Here is a 15,914-nt window from a genome sequence, read left to right on the forward strand (position 1 = left end):
GGAACGTCACTTCGACGGCCTCGCAGGGCCGGTGGTCCCCGGCAGGATACGAACCTGCGATACACCCATGGGAGCGGGGAGTCGAAGGTTCGAATCCTTCCGTCCCGACAACAACGCAGCCCCGCCGCGGAGGAGAGTCCCCGCGATGGGGCTGAGCTACGTCCAGGAGCTACGCCTTCGGCAGCAACACCGCGAATGCTGCCTTCCCCGCGTCGTCGTAGTAGCTCACGGTTCCGCCCTTGCGGACGACGTCGAGCACGACGTCCCCTGTGACGGACTGGCCCGGCTGGTACGTCGCGTCGACGTCCTGGCCGTCGGTTGTCTCCAGCGTGGTGCAGTCCTGTGCGGCCGTCTGGTCGTCCTGCCACTTCATCGCGCCGTATGGGGCGAAGGCGCCCGGCTTCGATCCCACGTTCTTGATGGTGAGCGTGAGGACGACGAACTGACCCTTCTCGGGCTTGTTCGTGGTGTCGATGTCCGCGGGCTGAACGTACTTCGCCGACTTCACGGTGACACTCATCTTCGTCTTCACGGACTCGTCAGAACTGTCAACAGCGGTGAACGACCCGCGTGTTCCGACGACCAGCAACGGCGCTGGCGCGGTGTCGGCCTTCTTGCCGGCGTCCACCTTGTCGAACGAGGCCGACGCCTCCACGGCCGGCGTATTGGGCGCCGCCTTGTCGACGTCGGCATCAACGCTCGTGCAGCCGCTCAGAACGGCGACGAGGACGGCAGGTGCGGCCAGTAAAGCCGCACGACGAACGTAGGTGCTCATAGCAACCCCCATGAAACAGCGGCCTCCCCTGGCCGCATGGAGCAGTCAGCGTAAGGCACGAGCGCACGGTGAGGAGGCGCAATGGCGTGGCAAGGCAGCACGCGCAGAGCACGCCTCCCGAAGGACTGGCCTCGTATCCGACGCCGCATCATCCGCCGTGACAAGGGCGTCTGTGTAGCCACGTACAGCGATGGCACACAGTGCGGCTTGCCTGGTACTGAGGTGGACCACATCGTCCCTGGAGACGACCACACAGCCACGAACCTAAGGCTGTTGTGCAGTTGGCATCACAGGCACAAGAGCAGTAGTGAAGGCGGCTCAGCAGCGGCCCTCACACGCGTACGTACTGCCCGCCCTACCACCACACATCCCGCCCTGGAGGACTAGCCCATGAGCGGTGCCTATGTGGTGCTGGAGGAGGCCGACGACACGGGCGAGGACGGAGTCATGGTGACTCGCGTCGTGATCAACGGCGTTGACGTTGGTCGACTTGCGAACGCTCCGAAGATCAAGGTCGGAAGTGATCGCGATCGAAGCGTCACGACAGTGACGATTACGCTCGTCCCGAGCCGCTTGGAGATCAAGGGCGAGCTAGCTGACGGTGATCGTCGCGAGCCTCGCGCCGGCTTCACGGCCAAGATCGACTAGCCCTAACCCCAGGGGGGTGACCCCCTGCCGGCCACCCTGCCGACCGTAAAGGTGCTGGGCCTCGCGCTCTGTACGGGTCTGGGGGATGTGGCTGAGACGTCCGCAGACGCCGCCTGGAGGCCCGAACGCCGGCCCGTTGGACTGCCGAAGACCCCGACACGGGAGGCGGCGACACAGCGAGCCGGTATGCGTTCGACTTGAATAAATGCAGGTCAAGCGCTGTTCTACCGTTACACGCCGCGCTAAGATGGAGCCATGAACACGCGACAATGCGAGCGATGCTCGGAGCACCTGGGGGCGCGGCACTCACACCGCGCGCGCTTCTGCTCGACCCGTTGTCGTGTGGCTGCGCACCGCGCGGCGAAGAAGGACGCGACTCCCCACGAGCTGACGACCCGCGACAGGTGGGTTCGACGCGCCGCGGACAAGCGCCCGTTGACCGTCGCCGGCATGGCGGCATCGTCGACGCGCCCCCGCACCTGGAGCACGCACAAGGAAGCCGCCGCTTCGACGGCTGGCGCCGGTCTGGGCTTCGTCCTCTCGGACGTCGACGACATCGTCTGTCTCGACCTGGACCACTGCTTGAACCTGCTCACTGGGCAACTCGCCCCGTGGGCCGCTGCCATCGTCCGCGACGCAGGCGCCACCTACGTAGAGGTGTCACCGTCCGGCGATGGACTGCATATCTGGGGTCGCGCTGACGTCCGCCATGGACGGAAGATCCGGCGCCCCGACGGTACGGCCGTAGAGATCTACGGGACCGGCCGCTACATCGCAATGACGGGGCGCCGACATGGCAACGCCCCGTCAGTGCTCGCGGAGTTGACCTTCGTTATTGACGGTCTACTCCGGTCTGTGTGATCTGTGCCGCAGTTATCTGAGGCTGCGACGGCTGATCGCGAATTTCCCTTTTGAGTTCGCGGACAGACCTGACAGCGCGAGTCGCCTTGCTGCACAGGGACGGGATTTGATCAAGCGTGTAGGCGATCACCCAAGTGACGCCGCCAATCGCTGCGATTGCGGCTGCGGCCCAACCGACGGTTTCCATTCGGCCTGCGAAACCTTCCTGAACGGATGGTCAGACCGAACATAGGCGTGCTCGGCCCGACCACATGATGTGGTCGAAACCGAGAGTCGCCCCGACGTTGCCCAGGGGGCCGCGCGAATCTCGACAGGGGTAACGCTGCCAAGCGAATAACCTGTACCCCGCGCCCAGCCGTCGGACTCTGCCGCGGGTGTCAGGAGGCAATGCCTCCCCGTAGGCATGTGCCGTAAGTGGCTGCCTGACTCGAATCTAGCAGCCACATACGCAGGCACCAAAGACCGACGTCAGCACCCCAAAACGACGTGCGTGAAGGAGGATTGATGGCCGGACGAGGTCCCGCCCCGAAGGACCCAACCAAGCGACGCCGGCGCAACGCTGGCGAGCCAGAGACCGTGATCACCCCTGACGAGGAGCTCCGCGGCCCTGAACTCCCCGCCGGCGTACTGGGTGAGGAAGACGGCATGGTCGTCGAGTGGCACCCCATGACGCAGTTGTGGTGGGACTCCTGGCGCTCCAGCGCACAGGCGCAGACCTTCGTACAGACGGACTGGCTCTTCCTCATCGACACCGCCCTGATGCACCACACGATGTGGGCAAAGGGCCGATGGGAGTTCGCCTCCGAAGTGCGGCTCAGGGCAGCGAAGTTCGGTGCCACGCCGGAGGATCGCGCCCGCCTGAAGCTGAAGGTCGACGACCCCGCCACACGCCCGCAGGCGCCCGTACAGCGCGCCGACAACGTGAGCGACATCAACTCTCGGAGAGCCCGCCTGACGGGCTAGCAGACGGCATACCCTCAGATGGAACCAGGGAGGGGCGCCATGTCCGAAGACGTGAGCTGGAACGAGTACCAGGAAATGAGCGCTCAGGCACGGCGGGAAATGCAGACAGCTCCTGCCGTCCTCTACTTCGTCGATGAGCGGGAGCCGTGGGTCGGCACCGTGGAGCGACAACGAGATTCTCTCTTGTTCGAGTCGGGCGCGCACAGGGTCACGATCTTCCGGCAGTTCCTCACGGCGTTTGTCCCTGGGGACAGCCCTGGAGAGCTTCGGTTCACGGTGGAGGGCTTGCCCTTGAAGTCAATTGTTCTCAAGCCCGCCCGAGAGTTGGGCTGGATCTACTGGGCGGCTGGGAGGTAGCTCCCCTGGCATGCGCCGCCGGTGAGGTGGTTTCATGCCGCGCGCAATCGTGCGCGCCCCCGGTCATGACCGCTCCCGCTCACTTGGGTGGATGGCGGTCGCATGGATGGAGTACTTCGTCGTGCACGGCCCTGGCGACGTCCAGGGCGAGCCCGTACGCCACGGCGACGAATACACAGGCTTCGTGGTCGACTGCTACGGCGTCGACGACGACGAGGGCCGTCTCCTCTACGACTCCGCGTTCTTCAGTCGCCCGAAGGGCTGCGACAAGAGCGGGCTTGGATCCCGCATCGCCCTCTTCGAAGCCTTCGGCCCTGCGAGATTCGCCGGCTGGGCTGAGGGCGGGGAGGTCTACCGCGACCCGTGGGGGCTGGGCTTCGAGTACGTCTACGAGGCTGGCGAACCGATGGGACGCCCGGTCAAGGTTCCTTACCTCCGCATCATGGCGACGGAGGAAGGTCAGACCGGCAACGTCTTCGACACCATCCACTTCAACCTGACCGACGAGGCGTCGCCGCTGAGTCAAGTCCCCAACGTCGACGTGGGACTTACCCGAATCATCCTCCCTGACGGCGGAGAGATCATGCCGTCGACCGCCTCCAGCTCCTCCAAAGATGGCGGCAAGGAGACCTTTGTCGTCTTCGACGAGACCCACCTTTACAACACGCCTGAGCTGCGGCGCATGTACGCGACCGTCACTCGTAACCTACGCAAGCGCAAGCGCGGCAGCGAAACGTGGTACTTGGAAACAACGACCATGTTCGCCCCCGGGCAGGACTCCGTGGCGGAGCGCACTTACGAGGAAGCCGAAGCCATCCGCGACGGCCGTAAGAAGCGCGGTCGCGCCCGCCTCATGTACGACCACCGATGGGGCGAGTGCAAGAACCTGAAGGACGAGCAAGAGCTCCGAGCCGCACTCCTGGACGCCTACGGCGACGCCATGGAGTGGATGGACCTGGAGTCGCTCGTCGATGACTTCTACGACCTGCGCAACGACTCCGCGGACGGACGGCGCTACTTCCTGAACTCCAGGACCGTCGCCTCCGATGCCTGGATGGATCCTGACGCGTGGGCCCTGTGCCGACGCGCGGAGGAGATAGCCGCGGGCGACCTCGTCACGCTGGGCTTCGATGGCTCGATCCGCGACGACGCAACGGCGCTCACTGCCTGCCGCGTCTCCGACGGCCACTTGATGCTGCTCGGGTGCTGGGAGAAGCCGGAGGGTCCCGAAGGCGACGGCTGGCAGGTGGACCGTGAATCGGTTGACGCTGCCGTTGCCCGAGGGGCCACCCCTGCAACAGCGACAGCGGCGCGCTTGCTGAACTTCACGATCGATCCCTTCGCTTGGTGCAATGTCCGACCCTCCGACGATCAAGGGCGAGCTTGGTCACCAGCGAAGATGCGTTCAGTTCCTGAGCCGCGCGGGCCTGCCGAATATGGAGAAGCTGCTCGACGATCCGTCGTGGGTGCTGTGGCGGGGCGGTCGGGCGCACCACTACGAAGCGGCGCGAGTGTGAACCATCGTGTGCGCAGGGCGTGTTGGCAGTTGAGGGCCGTGTGATGTAGATACTCCGCATGGTCATTGCCGCGGGGGACCCCTGGTATCAGAGTGCGTTGTTTGTTGGCATCGTCAGCGGGCTGTTGGGGGCCGCGGGTGGTGTAGTCGCCGTGTTCTTGCAGGGGCGACGACTGCGGTTGCGGTGGGCTGAGCGCACCAACACATCGTTGTTGAGTACCTCGGATCCTGATCTTGCTGTGTTCCACGGGGGTGCATCTGTCACCAACCCGCGAGTAGTCAGGTTGGAGATCTGGAACCCGTCAAAGCGTGAAGTAACCAGCGACAAGTTCAACGGTGACGGCCTGGTCTTTGACTTCAAGACCCCGATCGTTGCAGTGCTGAGCGCTGAGTCGATACCAGCAACGCGCGTTGCGCCCAGCGCTCTGATTGCAGGGGAGCATCTGGAGATCAATCCCGCACTCCTCGCAGTCAAGCAGCGCTGCACGTACACCGTCTTGGTCGACGGCCCCGAGGAGCATGTCGACACATCATTTGATCCCTTCGTGGGGGTGACCATCAAGCGTGCGCTGAACATGGACGAGCAGCAGCGGCGGAGCACCTTGGTCGCTGCTCTGGGATCGGGCCTTTCGACAGCGGGTCTTGTCGTAGCAGTAGGGTCCCTTTGGCTGCGCTGAACCGCTATCCACAGGAACACCCGTTGCCCACCCTTCGCCGTACCGTGCACCCCTGACCACAACCACGGGGGACCGCATACGCGATGACCACCTTCCGCTCCTCAGCCTCGACGACGCCCATGCGCTCCTTGACGTCCTTGCCAGCGCCGCGAAGCGGGACGACGAGCTAGGCGATGATGCGGTGTGGCTGCCCGCCGAACTCGCGGTCGGGTGCCGTCGCGCGAGGACGACATCAACGAGAACTGAGCGTTCTCCGTGCTGCGTTGATTACGTTGTGAGCGTCAGCGCCATAGACCGCGGACTCCTGAAGAGTCTTCCAGACGCGGCCGTACAGGCGGATGTTCTCCGCGTCGTCGAGCCACACCTCCGCGTGCCAGTCCTCGGTGACGGCCAACCGCTCGTCAAAGATCCAAAACCCGTTGGCCGTCGGCAGCTTGAGCGACGCACTGAACGGGATGATCCCGAGCTCCACCGTGTTCATCCCGACAACGCTGGAGAGTCGGTCGAGCTGGGCGTCCAGGACGGACGGAGGGCACACGAGGGCGCGGAGGGCTGCCTCCCACATGATGACGCGGAGGGTGTGGCCGCTCTCGTAGATCCACTCTTGGCGCTTGACCCGGATACGGACGGCCTCGTCGGCGTCGCGGGCCGTGCCGTAGAACGAGCCGTAGCGCATGAACACGTGGCGTGCGTAGTCGGCCGTCTGCAACATGCCGGCGACGACCGACTCCTCCCACGCATGGATGACGGTGGAGCGCCCGACTTCAACGTTCCAGCCGTCTTGAACGGGGCTGTGACCTGAGGCCAGTTGGCGCCGCCACGAGCGGATCTGAGACTCGAACCCACGCAGGCGGGACAGCATCCCAGCGAACTTGTCCGGCTGACCGCAGGCATCGACCCACAGACGGAGATCCGCCTCCGTCATGGTCTGCTTGCCACCCTCGCACTTGTAGATCTTCGAGTGAGGCCACCCGAGGGCGGAGGCCAGTTGAGTACCGGTGAGCGCGGACGACATGCGGATCTCCCGCAGCGAGATCCCGAAGGCAACCCGCGCTTGTTGGTAGTCCGTGCTCACCGGTTCTCACTCACTGATCGAGCTGGGCGACGCTCTGGGCGAAGACGTCGTGAGGGATGGCGCCGTGCGTGGCGATGTCGCGGAGCTGCATGTAGCGGTTGACCTCCGCCGGCTCCGTGATGATCTCTGCACCGTGGAGGACGTCCTCGTCGTCGAAGCGGAGCACTGCGACGAGGCGGGAGTCAAAGATCCAGAAGTCCTCTCGCGGGAGGTTCCGTGCGTCGGCCTCCTGACGCCAGAGGTAGCGCATGTCCTCACCCGCGGCAGCATTGCGCGGGGCGTCGGCGAGAAGGAAGAGCTGTCCGACGGTCGGTGTCTCGTCGACGACCCGGACGCGGCCGACGGTCTTACCGGCTGACGTCTGGCGCCGCATGAGCTGTGACCAGTCGTCGTCGGTGTCCAGGTCGAAGCGGCCCGCGCGGACGAACTCCTCGTATGTCGGGTCCTCGGTGTCTGACTGGTACCGGCCCCGCGTCTCCAGCCTCCAGGCCGTGTGCTCGAACGTCTCGAAGAGGCGCCCGAACTCCTCCAGGTCGATCAGCTTCGCCACGCGTACAAGCTCCTTCGGTCCGTGGTTGACGAGAGTCTCCCGCGGAACGACGACGGCGACGTCATCGGGGCCTAGGTGACGGAGCTGGGCCACCTCGTTGGGGTCGGTGACAGGTACTCCTTGAACGATGAAGTCGTCCGTGCCAACAATCTCGTGCACGGCGGGGCAACCACCGTTCTTACTGTCGGTGCCGTTGAAGCGGATTGTGCGAGCCATGACCGGTTCCTCTCGCGGGTGTTGGTCCGTTCAGCGTCGACGTTGGGGGCCGTGTTCTCCACAGGATGCGCCTTCCGCCGTGAGAACACACGGGAACATCCGGCCATTTGACGAGAACATTCGAGAACATCGCGTCGACCGACCGCGATTACCGTCCGTAGCGTCTAACGCATGGTCAGCACGCGAGAGCCGGATAACACCGAAGCGCGGGACGCAATAGAGGTGCTGAGGGCCGCCCTTAATCAGGCGGGAATCGTCCTCCCCTCGCTGGGAGTCGACGATGCGTCATTCGGCACAGGGCTCGTGAATCTGGGGCGGGTCCGCGCGGACATTGCCTGTCGTCTGGCCGACGCAATTCGGCAAGGGGGCCAAGGGGCGTGACGGTGAAACTAGAAATCGGTTCTCTCGTCGTCGACACAGCGACGGACAAGCTAGGTCGTATCAGGGGCCACGTCGGGCCGTACGTTCAGCTCCGCGCCCCCGGTGGCGGGCGTGAGTGGGACGCCGACCCCGCTCACCTCCGGCCGGCGAACGAGGGCGAGCGCCGCCGTGCAGCCGTCGCGGAGCGGCCCGTCGTGACGAGGGCGACGTCATGACCGTGCAGGAGGACAAGCTCCCCGCAGTGGAGTCCCTGACGGGGGATCAGCGGCGGGGCTGGGCCTGCGCACTGTGCGGGGGCCGGCTCTACGAGGACCGGCCGCTACCGCCCGTCTATGAGACCCGTGCCGGACGTAGAACCCGCATCGACCTCTGGGCCTGCGCCCCGACGTGTGCAGTGGCTCAGGCGAAGGAGAGGCGGGGGCCGTTGCTATGACATCTCCGCCCCTGTGTGCCGCCGTGTCCACGATCCCGCGTCTCCTGGCGCGGAGCCTCTTGGCGGTGTGCCGACGAGACCTCTCGTCCCTCATCGTCCGGTGCACGCTCCCTGACGGCCACCACCCGAGCCACGAGGCCGCCCTTCCCGGGGGCGGCATCTTCTACTGGGACTGACGTCCCACCACAGACCCGTGGGCCGGATCTCCCAGCCGGTTCACGGAGGGGCGGCAGGGTCCCGGCGTCGCCGTTAGGGACCCTGCCCGCTCCGGCGGCGAAGGCCCCGTCCACTCCCTTGCTGCTGGGAGAGTGGGCGGGGCTTTGTCGTATCCGCAGGTCAGGCCGCGAGTGTATGACTGGGTATCTCTACGGTTTGCGAAGGCCGACCGGTACGCCGTCACGCCCACGACCGCGAGCCAGCGCGGCCGCAGCCGCTCCACCTTGGCAGTGAGCAGGCGGCCGCCGTCGCGGTACTCCTGCGCGCTCAGCTCGTCCGCCCGCGCCGTGGCCCGCGCGGCGACGTTCGTGATCCCGAGCCCGTAGGAGAGGAGTTCCTCCTGCTCGGCGGGGGCCAGCTGCCGAGGCGTGAACCCGGACAGGTGGAGCACGGGCCAGAAACGGTTGCCGGGGCGCGCGAAGTGGTGGCCGGTCGCCGCTGTCATCAGGCCCGGGTTGATCCCGCAGAAAAGCACGGAGAGGCCGCTCGCGACCACATCGGGGACGATGCGGTCACGGGCGGCCTCCACGTCCGCGGGGGTCAGCCTGGTCAGAGGATCGCTCCGGGCGCGTAGCCGGCGGCCTCCGGGTGCTGCTTGACGATCTCCTCGATGCGCGCGACGACGGTGGCGACCTGGTCGCTCGCGGCGCCCGTGAAGGACAGCTTGTCGGCCATCAGCTCGTCGAGCCCGGCGCGGTCCAGCGGGATCCGGGAGTCCGCAGCGAGCTTGTCGAGCAGCTCGTTGCGCTCGGCGCCCTGCTCGCGCATGGCGAGGGCCGACGCGACGGCGTTCTCCTTGATGGCCTCGTGAGCCTCCTCGCGGCCGACGCCCGCCCGCACCGACGCCATCAGGACCTTCGTCGTGGCGAGGAACGGCAGGTAGCGGTCCAGCTCGCGGGCGACGACGGCCGGGAACGCGCCGAACTCGTCGAGCACCGTCAGGAACGTCTCCAGGAGACCGTCGAGCGCGAAGAACGCGTCCGGCAGCGCGACGCGGCGCACCACGGAGCAGGAGACGTCGCCCTCGTTCCACTGGTCGCCCGCCAGCTCACCGGTCATCGACGCGTAGCCGCGCAGGATGACCATGAGGCCGTTGACGCGCTCGCAGGAGCGGGTGTTCATCTTGTGCGGCATCGCGGACGAGCCGACCTGGCCCGGCTTGAAGCCCTCGGTGACGAGCTCGTGCCCGGCCATCAGACGGATCGTCTTGGCGGTCGAGGACGGCGCGGCCGCGAGCTGTACGAGCGCGGTGACGACCTCGTAGTCGAGGGAGCGCGGGTAGACCTGGCCGACCGAGGTGAACGCCTGCGAGAAGCCCAGGTGGCCCGCGATGCGCTGCTCCAGCTCGTCGAGCTTCGCCGCGTCGCCGCCGAGCAGGTCCAGCATGTCCTGCGCGGTGCCGACGGGGCCCTTGATGCCGCGCAGCGGGTAGCGGGAGAGCAGCTCCTCGACCCGGGCGTACGCGACGAGCAGCTCGTCGGCGGCGGTCGCGAAGCGCTTGCCGAGGGTCGTGGCCTGCGCGGCGACGTTGTGCGAGCGGCCCGCGATGACCAGCTCGCCGTACTCACCGGCCAGCTTGCCCAGGCGCGCAAGCACGGCGACGGCGCGGTCGCGCACGAGCTCCAGGGAGAGGCGGATCTGGAGCTGCTCGACGTTCTCGGTCAGGTCGCGGGACGTCATGCCCTTGTGGACCTGCTCGTGACCGGCGAGGGCGTTGAACTCCTCGATACGGGCCTTCACGTCGTGGCGCGTGACCTTCTCGCGCTCGGCGATGGAGGCCAGGTCGACCTGGTCGAGGACGCGCTCGTAGTCGGCGAGAGCGGCGTCCGGCACCTCGATCCCGAGGTCCTTCTGCGCGCGCAGCACGGCGAGCCAGAGCTGACGCTCCAGCTTCACCTTCTGCTCGGGGGACCAGAGAGTGGCGAGCTCGGCGGAGGCGTAGCGTCCGGCGAGAACATTCGGGATACGGGGCTTTGCAGGCGCAGCAGTCACGTGTACGGAGCTTACCGGGCGTCCATACAGGCTCCTAACCGTCCACGTGATGTAGGAACGTACAGCTCAGAGGCTTCTTGGCCGTTCTCGTCACGTCACGTTGGTGAGACGGGTGTGAGACGGGCGGGCGAGGGTGGGCGCACGACGAGCCCCCCGCCGGGAATCCGGCGGGGGGCTCGTCGTGCGTCAGCTCAGGAGCAGGTGCTGTGCTCATCTCGGAGGGTGTGGCATTAATGCTGGCCGTTCCGCTCCAGGTGGCTCAGATGTGTGCGGCGCTGAGCGTGCCATTCTGTGTTGTGCTGTTCTGGCAGGACTCCCGCGACGCCGTCGTACTGCCGGCCGGAGCCGACCCGACGCCCCTTCGAGAGCTGCGGCCGGGATCAGTGGTCGGCGCCATCGCCCCACGCCGAGCTGCCCAGCTCCGCATCCGCTTCCCCCAGCTCACCGTCCGCGCGCTGCGCGGCAACCTCGACACCAGGATCAAACCGCTGGACCAGGGCGACGAAGGACTCGATGCCCTGGTCGTCTCCTGCGCCGGCCTGCAACGCCTCGGCCTCCCCGATCGGGCCGCGGAGGCCCTTCCCCGCGGCGTCCTCATGCCTGCCACCGGCGCCGGATTCGTGATCGTTGAACATCGCGCCGACGACCCGATCGCCTGCTCAAGCCAATCGACGACCCACCCGCCCAGCGCCTGCTGCGCGTCGAGAGGGGCGTCCTTGGTGAACTGCGCGGCGACTGCCACACAGCTTGCTCGGTGCATGCCGCGTACGACGAGGCCGGTTCCCAAGTGCAGGTCACAGCAGCGGTGTTCGGCCCGGCACGCGGGCCCGCTGTGAACGTGAGGGCTAGAGCGTGTTGTGAAAGTGCTGGTCCACAGCGTCTCGTTGAGGACTGTGACCGGCACGGTCGCTTCTGTGGCAGCAAGTGGCTGGTCAGTGCACCAGCAGGTCGATGACGCCCGTCAGATCCTCCTCGCCGCTGTCCTCGGCCAGGCGGCGGCGCATTAGCTCGAAGCAGGGGCTGAGCAGTTGCGGGCTGACACCCGGCACCTCGGCGGTGCTCAGGAAGGCCGGCGTGCCAGCCACCTGCATGGCGAGGCTGGAGACGACGCCCTTGGTGTAGTCGCCGCTCCGCAGATGGTCGGCGGTCTGGTGAACTGCCGGGGCCATCGCGACGAGCCAGTCGGCCAGCAGCGGGGCGAGCGACGCGGGGTCGATGTCCTCCTTGCGGATCAGGGCGAAGGCGTGCGCGGCCCCGGCGAACATCCCGTACATGGCGCTGAGCAGGGCCACGTCGTGCAGGGCCGCGAAGCCCGCGTCCTCGTTGTCGGTGCCGCGGGATCGTGCACGCCGGAACGGTACGACGCTCAGCCGTGGCGGCGAGGCAGCCTACCTGGCCGGGCCCGCGTCATCCGGCCAGCCGTAGGCGGTGCGCGGCAGATCGGGTACGGCGCCCACCGCCGCCAGGTCCCGGTCGGCGGCGTGCATCAGCTGACCGGCCAGGTCGCGCATCGCCCGGCTCGCCGCGAGCTCGTCCCCTATCGCGGGGATTTCCACGTCCTGGGGATTGCAGCGCGCCTTGCCGCGTCCGACCATCTGCGTCTTCCCGTTGGCGAGCACTGCCCGGGCTTTGGTAATGCCGTCCTCCTCGGTCAGGTAGACGCCGACCTTCCACTCTTCGGCGTGTGTCATGACGTGCCTCCTCAGGCTCCGGTCTCTCTGATTCCAGCAGTTTCCAGAATCCCTCCGTGCGGGCTCATTCGGCGAGTTCATCACGTTCTGTTATGGATATACCCATTTCTCGCGGGTAGGGGTCGGGCATGGCCATGCTCGTCGGAACCTCGGGGTGGCAGTACGAGGACTGGCGCGGCGCTCTCTACCCGCCCGGCCTGCCACAGCGGTTGTGGCTGGAGGAGTACGCCCGGCGATTCGCGACCGTCGAGAACAACAACGCCTTCTACCGGCTTCCGACGAAGGAGATCTTCGGGTCTTGGCGGGAGCGGACGCCTGAGGGGTTCGTCATGGCGGTCAAGGCCAGCCGCTATCTGACCCATATGAAGCGGCTGCGCGACCCCGAGGAGCCGGTGCACCGTCTGCTGGACCGTGCCGAGGGCCTTGGTGACCGCCTGGGGCCCGTACTGCTGCAATTGCCGCCCCACCTCCGGGAGGACGTCGGGGCGCTGGATGCGTGCCTGGGCTGCTTTCCAAGCACGGTTCGGGTAGCCGTTGAACTGCGGCACACCTCGTGGTGGGACGCGGGGCGGGAGCTTCGGGCGGTACTTGAGCGGCACGGCAGCGCGCTGTGCTGGGCGGACCGGGGATCACGGCCGGTGACGCCGCTGTGGCGTACCGCGTCCTGGGGGTACGTGCGCTTCCACGGCGGCAGCGCCCAGCCGCCGCCCCGCTATGGCCGGCAGGCGTTGGAGTCCTGGGCCGGACGCATCGCCGACGCCTGGCCGGACCGGGACGACGTGTACGTGTACTTCAACAACGACCTGGGCGGTGCGGCCGTCGTCGACGCTACGAGGTTCGCCCGGGCCGCGGCCACGCTGGGCCGGACGGTGAGCCGGACGCCGTCGTCCCTCACGGGCTTATGCCGGTTGGGCGCCGTTCTGGACGGGCGACCCGTCGACGCCGAGGGTGAGGATGCCGTCCGGGTCGTACGCGATGCGCGAGCCGAAGCCGCGGCTGATCCGGCCCAGGCGGTCCTGAAGCCACTGGCAGTCCTTCGCCGACGCCCTCCGAAGGCGCATCCGCCGGGTCTGGAAGGGCGTGATGCGCAGTTCGCGGAGTCTGCCGGTGCACGGCTCCAGCGAGGGGGAGTAGAGCAGCCGCAGGTCGTCGCGGTAGTTCTCGTAGCCGGAGATGCCCTCGTAGTCGTTGACCAGGTCGCCGCAGCCGTAGACGATGAGCTTTCCCCGATACAGCTCAAGCGGCAGGGGATGGTGCGAGGAATGCCCGTGGACGACGTCCGCGCCTCCGTCGACGAGTGCGTGTGCGAAGCGGACCTGGTCGCGGGGAACGGAGTAGCCCCAGTTGGAACCCCAATGGATCGAGGTGATGACGATGTCACCCGGTCGTTTCACCTGCCGGATCCGGGTGACCACCGCAGCCGCTGCGGCGTCCGACGCCTCGGCCACGTAGTCGATCCCACTTCGGTCCACCGCGGCGGCCCAGCTCTGCGGGATTCCGCTGGACGGCATGCCGAAGGAGTGGACCAGGATCCGTCGGCCGCCCTTGACGGGGACGATCGCCGGCCGCCGGGCCGCGTCCGCGTCGTGTCCCGCACCCGCTGAGGCGATACCGGCGCCCGCCAGCGCGTCGAGGGTCTCCGCGAGCCCGCGGCGGCCGAAGTCGAGGATGTGGTTGTTCGCCAGGACGCAGACGTCGGGGCGGGCGGCGATGAGGCAGGGCAGGTTGGCGGGATGCATGCGGTAGTGGACGGCCTTGCCGGGTGCGAAGTCGTCGCTCCGCGTGACGCTGGTCTCCAGATTGAGCACCACGGCGTCGGAAGCGGTCCCGTCGAGGAGCCGCAGCGTGTCACCCCAGGGCCAGGAGAAATCGACCGGGCGGGGAAGCGGGCCGTTCGCGACCTCCGCCAGCTCGACGTAGGAGCGGGCGTCCCGGACGTACGTCTCCGCCAGTGCCGGATCACCGGGGTGCGGAAGTATCTGGTCGACGCCCCGCCCAAGCATCACGTCGCCGGCGAGGCACAGCGTGATCGGATCACCCTGCATCCCTCCAAGTTAGAACCCTGCCACCGGGATGTCACGGGAGCTGCGACGCCGCCGTGCTCAGCCGGCCGAGGTGCGCACGACGCCCGCGTTCCTGGCCGGGGGACGGCAGACCGTCACCCTCCGCACTGTCTCCCGACCCCAAGGGCACGAAGGGCTTCCTCGTCCTTCCCCGACGCCGGCGCCTTGAGCGCACCATGGGCTGGATCATGAACGCCCGCCGAAACGCCCGCGACTACGAACGTCTCCCGCAACACGTGGAATTCTCTGAACTAGCTTCTGAGCATTCATCCGTGGTCTTCAGGCCGGTTGGTCGTGACCGTCGAGGTCAACGGAGTTGGCTGCCTCATCGGGGCTGGTCGATGGCGGTGGCTCTGTCGACGAGCAGGCCCGGCGCAGCACATGCGTCGTCACTGTCTCTCCGTTTCGCGCACTCGCCGTCGTCAGTGGGCGCCAGCTGTCGAATGGTCACGGACGGCGGTCGGGTGTGGACACACGGTGTCCATGTGGCGTGTCGGGCGCGAGAGTTGGTGAGTGCTGTCCCGGGCCCGGGGTCTGACTCATGAGAGATTTGACCGGGGTATCGCCGGCTCAACCACCGATACGAACGCCAACCCCGCAACTACCTGGCATTCCTCGGTCTCGCCGCCGCCCTCTGCTGCTACAAACGCCTCACCCGACTCACCACATAGGACACCGTCTTAGGGACGTCCATGCCGATCAGTCTGTTGATTCTCGGCGACGCCTGAATTCAGGCGTCGCCGAGACCGTCCGGACCTACCGGGACCAGCTCAGTCGGAGGCAGGCGATCCCTTTGGCGAAGGCGTCTGCGTCAGCATTTCGCACCACGTGGTCTTGCCGGTGGCCGTGCGGGTGCTGCCCCAGGCTTCGGTGAGCAGGTCGAGCAGTTCGGTACCGCGTCCTCCTTCTGCGTCGGCGTCGACGACGCGGCGGACGGGGCCGGCGGGGGCAGTGTCCTCGACCTCGCACCGGAGCCGGGAGCCGCGCACCTGCAAGTTGAGCCGCAGAGGGCCGCGCGTGTGACGCAGGGCGTTGGTGACCAGTTCGCTGACCAAGAGCTCGGCGGTGTCTGCGAGGCCCTCCAGATTCCAGTCGCCCAGTTGGGCGGTCACCAGGCGCCGGGCCTGGCGGACCGAGGTCAGTTCCCGCGGTATGGGCCATGAGGCGTCCCAGGCGGTTGCGCGGGCGCGGGGCCTGTCAAGCGGCCGCAGGGGCTCCAGGGTGCGCGACCAGAGAGCCCGGTTCCGGGCGACCCACGATGTGGCTGCGCCCTCCGGAGACGGACCCTTCCCCTGTACCGGGTCCGCGGCGCCCCTCCGCCCCGACTCCTCAGGTCGGCGGCGGTAAAACCGGGCAAAGCATCCCCGGTGAGAGGTCGTGGAGAGGTCGATGGCCCGGGAGGCCACACGAATCAGTCCCTTCTGAAGCCCTGGCGACCATGGCCGCCAGGGAGGCGGAGGGCCGTCGATGACAGGGCCGGGCATGCGCCAGGTCCTGCGT

The 15,914-nt window shown here is 67.3% G+C and carries 15 protein-coding genes and 3 pseudogenes; 9 read left to right on the top strand and 9 right to left on the bottom strand.

Annotation, left to right across the window (positions count from 1 at the left end):
- Positions 1–169: 169 nt before the first annotated feature.
- Positions 170–775 (bottom strand): DUF4352 domain-containing protein, encoded by a 606-nt coding sequence (locus OHA58_RS31585; RefSeq protein WP_405482973.1) that lies wholly within the window; start codon positions 773–775, stop codon positions 170–172.
- Positions 776–1,165: 390 nt separating this feature from the next.
- On the opposite strand from OHA58_RS31585, the gene OHA58_RS31590 reads away from it, so the two are divergent.
- The 6 genes from OHA58_RS31590 (at position 1,166) to OHA58_RS31615 (ending at position 5,797) form a co-directional block, all read left to right on the top strand.
- Positions 1,166–1,423, top strand: coding sequence for a hypothetical protein (locus tag OHA58_RS31590; RefSeq protein WP_405482974.1), 258 nt, complete (start codon positions 1,166–1,168; stop codon positions 1,421–1,423).
- A 255-nt stretch (positions 1,424–1,678) separates the two neighbouring features.
- The gene (locus tag OHA58_RS31595) at positions 1,679–2,284 is read left to right on the top strand and encodes a DNA primase (protein ID WP_405482976.1); all 606 of its coding nucleotides are present in this window, start codon (positions 1,679–1,681) and stop codon (positions 2,282–2,284) included.
- A 576-nt stretch (positions 2,285–2,860) separates the two neighbouring features.
- Positions 2,861–3,247, top strand: coding sequence for a hypothetical protein (locus tag OHA58_RS31600; RefSeq protein ID WP_405482978.1), 387 nt, complete (start codon positions 2,861–2,863; stop codon positions 3,245–3,247).
- A gap of 39 nt (positions 3,248–3,286) precedes the next feature.
- Positions 3,287–3,604, top strand: a complete 318-nt coding sequence (locus OHA58_RS31605) for a hypothetical protein (RefSeq protein ID WP_405482979.1) — start codon at positions 3,287–3,289, stop codon at positions 3,602–3,604.
- Positions 3,605–3,638: 34 nt separating this feature from the next.
- A complete protein-coding gene (locus OHA58_RS31610; RefSeq protein WP_405485436.1) occupies positions 3,639–5,165 on the top strand; it encodes a terminase in 1,527 nt (508 codons plus the stop codon).
- A 14-nt stretch (positions 5,166–5,179) separates the two neighbouring features.
- Entirely contained in the window at positions 5,180–5,797 is a 618-nt protein-coding gene (locus tag OHA58_RS31615) for a hypothetical protein (RefSeq protein WP_405482980.1), read from the top strand.
- Between the two features lie 232 nt (positions 5,798–6,029).
- On the opposite strand, the gene OHA58_RS31620 is transcribed toward OHA58_RS31615, so the two are convergent.
- From OHA58_RS31620 to purB, 4 genes are all read right to left on the bottom strand, one after another.
- Entirely contained in the window at positions 6,030–6,872 is an 843-nt protein-coding gene (locus OHA58_RS31620) for a helix-turn-helix domain-containing protein (RefSeq protein WP_405482982.1), read from the bottom strand.
- 10 nt (positions 6,873–6,882) lie between these two features.
- Positions 6,883–7,638, bottom strand: a complete 756-nt coding sequence (locus OHA58_RS31625) for a DUF6879 family protein (RefSeq protein WP_405482984.1) — start codon at positions 7,636–7,638, stop codon at positions 6,883–6,885.
- A gap of 977 nt (positions 7,639–8,615) precedes the next feature.
- Positions 8,616–9,221 (bottom strand): mismatch-specific DNA-glycosylase, encoded by a 606-nt coding sequence (locus OHA58_RS31630; RefSeq protein ID WP_405485276.1) that lies wholly within the window; start codon positions 9,219–9,221, stop codon positions 8,616–8,618.
- Positions 9,218–10,660 carry an adenylosuccinate lyase gene (gene purB / locus OHA58_RS31635; RefSeq protein WP_116500128.1) on the bottom strand — a complete coding sequence of 481 codons (1,443 nt, stop codon included), beginning with the start codon at positions 10,658–10,660 and terminating at the stop codon, positions 9,218–9,220. The genes OHA58_RS31630 and purB overlap by 4 nt, the downstream gene beginning before the upstream one ends.
- Before the next feature lie 263 nt (positions 10,661–10,923).
- On the opposite strand from purB, the gene OHA58_RS31640 reads away from it, so the two are divergent.
- Complete coding sequence (locus OHA58_RS31640) at positions 10,924–11,496, top strand: hypothetical protein (RefSeq protein ID WP_405485278.1); 573 nt, start codon at positions 10,924–10,926, stop codon at positions 11,494–11,496.
- A gap of 96 nt (positions 11,497–11,592) precedes the next feature.
- Here OHA58_RS31640 and OHA58_RS31645 read toward each other — a convergent pair.
- Together OHA58_RS31645 and OHA58_RS31650 are read right to left on the bottom strand one after the other, a co-directional pair.
- Positions 11,593–11,982: pseudogene (locus OHA58_RS31645) on the bottom strand (NAD(P)-dependent oxidoreductase); the annotation flags it as partial.
- A 66-nt stretch (positions 11,983–12,048) separates the two neighbouring features.
- Positions 12,049–12,351 (bottom strand): DUF1876 domain-containing protein, encoded by a 303-nt coding sequence (locus OHA58_RS31650; protein WP_405482986.1) that lies wholly within the window; start codon positions 12,349–12,351, stop codon positions 12,049–12,051.
- Positions 12,352–12,479: 128 nt separating this feature from the next.
- Here OHA58_RS31650 and OHA58_RS31655 point away from each other — a divergent pair.
- Positions 12,480–13,238: pseudogene (locus tag OHA58_RS31655) on the top strand (DUF72 domain-containing protein); the annotation flags it as partial.
- A 12-nt stretch (positions 13,239–13,250) separates the two neighbouring features.
- On the opposite strand, the gene OHA58_RS31660 reads toward OHA58_RS31655, so the two are convergent.
- Positions 13,251–14,396: a CapA family protein gene (locus tag OHA58_RS31660; protein ID WP_405482987.1), complete on the bottom strand. Its 1,146-nt coding sequence runs from the start codon at positions 14,394–14,396 to the stop codon at positions 13,251–13,253.
- 575 nt (positions 14,397–14,971) lie between these two features.
- On the opposite strand from OHA58_RS31660, the pseudogene OHA58_RS31665 reads away from it, so the two are divergent.
- Positions 14,972–15,085: pseudogene (locus OHA58_RS31665) on the top strand (IS5/IS1182 family transposase); the annotation flags it as partial.
- A 99-nt stretch (positions 15,086–15,184) separates the two neighbouring features.
- Here OHA58_RS31665 and OHA58_RS31670 read toward each other — a convergent pair.
- Entirely contained in the window at positions 15,185–15,820 is a 636-nt protein-coding gene (locus OHA58_RS31670; RefSeq protein WP_405482989.1) for an ATP-binding protein, read from the bottom strand.
- Positions 15,821–15,914 lie beyond the last annotated feature (94 nt).

This window comes from Streptomyces sp. NBC_00009, assembly GCF_045040855.1.
Taxonomy (GTDB): domain Bacteria; phylum Actinomycetota; class Actinomycetes; order Streptomycetales; family Streptomycetaceae; genus Streptomyces; species Streptomyces aureus.

Excerpts from the sequence above, each read along its gene's own strand:
- OHA58_RS31585 (WP_405482973.1), bottom strand. The coding sequence starts at position 775 with ATGAGCACCTACGTTCGTCGTGCGGCTTTACTGGCCGCACCTGCCGTC.
- OHA58_RS31590 (WP_405482974.1), top strand. The coding sequence starts at position 1,166 with ATGAGCGGTGCCTATGTGGTGCTGGAGGAGGCCGACGACACGGGCGAG.
- OHA58_RS31595 (WP_405482976.1), top strand. The coding sequence starts at position 1,679 with ATGAACACGCGACAATGCGAGCGATGCTCGGAGCACCTGGGGGCGCGG.
- OHA58_RS31605 (WP_405482979.1), top strand. The coding sequence starts at position 3,287 with ATGTCCGAAGACGTGAGCTGGAACGAGTACCAGGAAATGAGCGCTCAG.
- OHA58_RS31610 (WP_405485436.1), top strand. The coding sequence starts at position 3,639 with ATGCCGCGCGCAATCGTGCGCGCCCCCGGTCATGACCGCTCCCGCTCA.
- OHA58_RS31615 (WP_405482980.1), top strand. The coding sequence starts at position 5,180 with ATGGTCATTGCCGCGGGGGACCCCTGGTATCAGAGTGCGTTGTTTGTT.
- OHA58_RS31625 (WP_405482984.1), bottom strand. The coding sequence starts at position 7,638 with ATGGCTCGCACAATCCGCTTCAACGGCACCGACAGTAAGAACGGTGGT.
- OHA58_RS31640 (WP_405485278.1), top strand. The coding sequence starts at position 10,924 with ATGTGTGCGGCGCTGAGCGTGCCATTCTGTGTTGTGCTGTTCTGGCAG.
- OHA58_RS31650 (WP_405482986.1), bottom strand. The coding sequence starts at position 12,351 with ATGACACACGCCGAAGAGTGGAAGGTCGGCGTCTACCTGACCGAGGAG.
- OHA58_RS31660 (WP_405482987.1), bottom strand. The coding sequence starts at position 14,396 with ATGCAGGGTGATCCGATCACGCTGTGCCTCGCCGGCGACGTGATGCTT.